The organism is Arthrobacter sp. P2b (assembly GCF_900168295.1).
Classification (GTDB): domain Bacteria; phylum Actinomycetota; class Actinomycetes; order Actinomycetales; family Micrococcaceae; genus Arthrobacter.
This window is the reverse complement of record NZ_FVZL01000037.1, coordinates 1-4,545: the sequence shown is the minus strand read 5'-3', so window position 1 is coordinate 4,545 and position 4,545 is coordinate 1. Positions and strand designations below refer to the sequence as shown.

General features: G+C 65.5%; 2 protein-coding genes. Both read right to left on the bottom strand.

The window, feature by feature from the left end:
• Positions 1 to 147 precede the first annotated feature (147 nt).
• Complete coding sequence (locus B5520_RS22205; RefSeq protein WP_079599231.1) at positions 148 to 3,198, bottom strand: glycoside hydrolase family 2 TIM barrel-domain containing protein; 3,051 nt, start codon at positions 3,196 to 3,198, stop codon at positions 148 to 150.
• An 89-nt stretch (positions 3,199 to 3,287) separates the two neighbouring features.
• Complete coding sequence (locus B5520_RS22200; RefSeq protein WP_079599230.1) at positions 3,288 to 4,295, bottom strand: LacI family DNA-binding transcriptional regulator; 1,008 nt, start codon at positions 4,293 to 4,295, stop codon at positions 3,288 to 3,290.
• Between the last annotated feature and the right edge of the window lie 250 nt (positions 4,296 to 4,545).

Below are 4,545 nucleotides of genomic sequence, written 5' to 3'. Positions count from 1 at the left end.
AAATAACGGTCTCGACAACCACTATTTTCCCAGTTCAGAGCACCCTTTCCCTGATTAACACGCCAGCCCCACAGACCCGCCATGAAAACCCCGGGCTAGCCCAGTCCCGGCGTCCCTAACCGCCCGGAGCGGGTTCTATGGAGTGGCTCACATCGTCGGAGCTCCGCCCTTCGCACCAAACACCAGGGTGAAATCAGCTTCACGCGGCGTCAGCCGGTAGGGCTCGAGAACGCCGGGACCACAGGCAGCAGTTCCAACCCCGCGCATGACGTGGTCCAGGTACACGTAACTGCGCCCATCCTGCCTGAGTTCCGGCCGATGCGTGGCGGCGTCGAGGACTGCCAGGCTGTACGGCCGCACCGTGAGGGCGAATGGTTCACCCGATACCTCCAGCACGTTTCCGCCCACATTGAGGGAGGCAGACCGCACCCCGACGCGGGCGCCGGCTTCCTGGGGCCGAACGTAGTCAACGTCCATGTCCGGGAGCGGAAGCGAGAACCATCCTGCGCGGGCACCCTGTCCGGTGTCCGGGTAGCTCTGGTGCGGTCCCTGCCCGAACCAGCTCACCGTTGTGGTCTCAGCCGCAAGCACCACCTCCAAACCGATCCGCGCCCATTCCACGTCGAAACCGGCGTTCACCCATGCCCCCTGGGGCCGGACCTGGGTCCGGAGCACCAGGACGTCGCCGTCGCTGGTCCAGGTGTAGTCCACAAGCACCCCGAACTGCTTGTCGGCAGCACCCATGCGCGTCCGGACGATCAGCTGGTCACCGCCGTCGGCAGCAGCTTCAGCACTAATGCCAAGCAGGCGCGTGTGGAGCCGGTCAAGCCCGGCGTCCTTCCACTGGACAGCGAGCGGACGCGCGTCGGCGCTTCCCGATTCCCTACCTAGGTCGTTGTCCGTCGGTGCCCACCACAACGCCAGCCCCATCTGCTCCACGGGAATACCTCCGATGGAGGTGGGCATACCGGTGATGCGGCTGAAAACGGCTGGACCAAGCCGCAGCTCGTCCTCGAGGACATCGACGCGTTCGCTTGCGCCTGGGATAAAGACGGCGGAAGGCTTCCGCACTGCCTGGCCCCAGGCGATTTCGTGGCCCGCGGCGGCCCAGGCAGAATCAGCGGCGAGGACAGCGCTGACGGTGAGCACCGCGGGTCCGCCGCCGGGCAGCGCCGCTGCAGCGGTGCCGGCAACTGCGTCCGGCAGGGACACAACCATCTCGGACTGAGGTGCCAACGGCGCAACGTCCACTGTTCCGACGTCGAGCGTGGCGCCGTCGTACTCCACCGAATAACGGAAGCTATACGCGGACGTGTCCGCAAAGTCCTGGCCGTTGCGGAGCCTGAAGCCCGACCAGTCCGCTGCCACCTCTATGCGCAGCGGCTCAATAACCTTCTTGAAGTCCAGCAGGCCGGGCCGCGGGTTACGGTTGGCGTCCACCAGGCCATCTGTGACGAAGTTGCCGTCGTGCACTTCTTCACCAAAGTCGCCGCCGTAGGCAAAATGCTCACCGCCACCCGGAGACGGCACGGTAATTCCATGTTCCAGCCATTCCCAGACAAACCCGCCCATCAGGCGCGGATACCGGTCAAAGAGCTCCTGGTACTCACTCATGCCGCCGGGCCCGTTTCCCATCGCATGCACGTATTCGCACAGCACAAAGGGCATGGCGCGGCGGCGCGCGTCCAGGGCGGGGTCCTCCAGCGGCGGCTCGGTCCCCTGCCCGATGAGCGCGGTTTCGGCCTGGCTTGCGTACATGCGCGAGTAGACGTCGACGTACGGTGAGGCCCAGTCCCCCTCGTAGTGGATGGGGCGGGAGGGATCCCGGTCCTTGGTCCAATGGGACATCGCTGCGAGATTCCTGCCGGTGCCTGCTTCGTTGCCGAGCGACCACATGACCACGCACGGATGGTTCTTGTCCCGCTCAACAGTCCGGCGCATCCGGTCCAGCAGCGCGGCTTCCCACTGCGGGTCATCGGAGGGATTCTGCGCCCATCCGGCGCTTTCAAAGCCATGGGTCTCCAGATCGCATTCGAGCACCACATAAAAGCCCAGCTGGTCAGCAAGCGCGAGGAATTCCGGGTGCGGCGGGTAGTGCGACGTGCGGATGGCGTTGATGTTGTGCTGCTTCATCAGCCTCAGCTCCGCCTCCACGACGTCGCGGGGCACCACCCGGCCCAGGCGGGGATGGTGCTCGTGGCGGTTCACGCCGCGCAGCAGGATGCGACGCCCGTTAACCTTGAACTGGGCGTCTTCGATGGTGATGCTGCGGAAGCCCAGCTGCAGGCTGACAGTCTCGCCGGTCGCGGTGATTGTTGCATGGTAGAGCCGCGGGACCTCGGCGGACCACGGTTCCACTCCAGGAACGCGCAGCTCGGTCCCGGCCGGCAGTTGCAGGTCCAGTTCAGGAACGCGTACGACGGCGTCAATCGCCTGGCCGCCCCGGCTCACCTCAACGCGCAACACGCCTTCGCCGCTGAGATGGTCGTAGCCGGCGTGGACGAAGACGTCGTCGATCCCATCTGCGGGCCGGGCCTGCAGTGTGACGTCCCGGAAGATGCCCGGGAGCCACCACATGTCCTGGTCCTCCGCGTAGCTCGCGGCCGAGAACTGGGCCACCCGCACAGCCATCGTGTTGGTTCCTTCCACCAGGATTCCCGAGACGTCAAACTCGTGAGCCAGGCGGCTGCCCCGGGTGGTTCCCAGTTCCACTCCATTCAGCCACACAGTTCCGGCGGACTCGATGCCGTCAAACCGCAGCAGGGCGTCCGGCAGGAACTCTGGGCCGGCCTCGAAGGTGAGCACGTGATCACCGATCGGGTTCACTTCCGGAACGTGGGGCGGTTCGACGGCAAAGGGGAACTGGACGTTCGTGTAGGCGGGGGATCCGTGGCCGTGCATGGACCAGCTCGACGGAACGGGCAGGCTGGAGAACCCTTCCAGTGCTTCCCCTTCCTGCCATCCGTCGGCAGGCGCCCTGCGGATGCCCGGACTGAGCCGGAACTGCCATTCACCATTGAGGGAGAGCTTGGGGGCGTTGCTCGAGAGGTACGCCCGCGCCGGGAGGGTGCCGCGGCCGGGCGCCAGGGATGAGAGCTCGCGCACGCCCTCCGTGCCGATTTCGAGGCTGCCGGAAGCCCGTGTGCTGATTGCGGCGGCGGCAACACGCTGCACTGCTGAGAAGGTCTGAACTGACATGGGTGTTCCTTGCTGACGAGCTTTTTGACGACGTGAACGTTCACGGCAGACCTTCAGCCTAGCTGCTGTCGGCATCTTTGAGTAGGGGTTCAGGCTGAACGGCGGACGATCAGTTCGTGCCGGAGAATCAGCGACGCCGCAGGACTTCGAGCTTCGACTGAGCCTGACAGCAGGGCATCGAGGAGGTCGACGGCGGTGCGGCCAACTGTGCGCAGGTCCAGAGAGAGCGTGGTCAGTTCCGGGGTAGTCAGCTCGCCCAGGGGTATTCCGTCCATTCCGATGACAGCACAATCACCGGGCACCGACTTTCCGCCGTCCTGCAGGGCTTTCAGGGCGCCTGCCGCCATGAGGTCATTGAACGCCAGAATCGCGTCTATCCGGACCCCGCTGCGCAGCAGGTCATCCACGGCCTCCCGGGCCGCCTTTGCGGACGGAGCAGCATGGCAGCGCGTCACCGCGATGCCGGCTTCAGCCGCCACCGCAGCGGTTGCCGAGCCACGGCTGGCAGCAGGGCCGCCCTGGTCCGAGTCAAGATAGGCAATGTCACTCCGCCCATCCGACACCAGGTGGTCCATTGCAAGCCGGGCCGCATAGGGGTAGTCGAACGAGATGTTCCCGGCAGCCCCGCCCTCCGGGCAGTCCAGGGCAACCACCGGACGCCGGCCCATCATGGCCTGTGCTTCACCGGAGTGTTCCCCGAGGTACCCGATCAGGGCGTCCACTTGCGGCGCCAAGCGGGCCACCGCGTCGAGGCCGCTGGCGGTTCCATGGCCGTAATCATCCACCACAACATTCCAGCTCCGCTGCGTGGCGGCTTCCACCACGCTCGAGGCAAACGCAGGGAAGTAGGGGTTTGTCAGGTCAGGGATAGCCAGGCCTACAGAGATGCGGGCACCCTGGACCAGCCCCTTCGCGAAGCGGCTTGGGGTGTATCCGAGTTCCGCGGCGAGCCTTTGGACCCGCTCCCGGGTCACCTCGCTGATACCGGTCATGCCGTTCATGGCCCGGGTGACAGTTTGCCGGGAGACGCCCGCAGCCGCCGCGACGTCCATGATGGTGGCGCGCCGGCCAACGGGATCTTGGGAACGGGTGCTCATAGCTCGTAAGTCTAGGGCTGTCCGGTGGTTGCTCTATCGGTTGTGGTTGTTATCCGAGGTGTTTGGCCCCGTTATCTGATAGAGCATCCCTGGGTTCCTGCAGGAGGTGATGGGGCGTCCCCGGGTTGGCCGCGTTATCTGATAGGGCATCCCGGGGTGGTGTTTAAATGCGGGAGGCCCCAACCATTGCTGGTTGGGGCCTCGACCTTAATGGTTGTCCGGCGGTGACCTACTCTCCCACACCCTCCCG

What these genes read in the sequence shown, in the direction of transcription:
- B5520_RS22205 (WP_079599231.1), bottom strand. Translation starts at nt 3,198, where the DNA reads ATGTCAGTTCAGACCTTCTCAGCAGTGCAGCGTGTTGCCGCCGCCGCA.
- B5520_RS22200 (WP_079599230.1), bottom strand. Translation starts at nt 4,295, where the DNA reads ATGAGCACCCGTTCCCAAGATCCCGTTGGCCGGCGCGCCACCATCATG.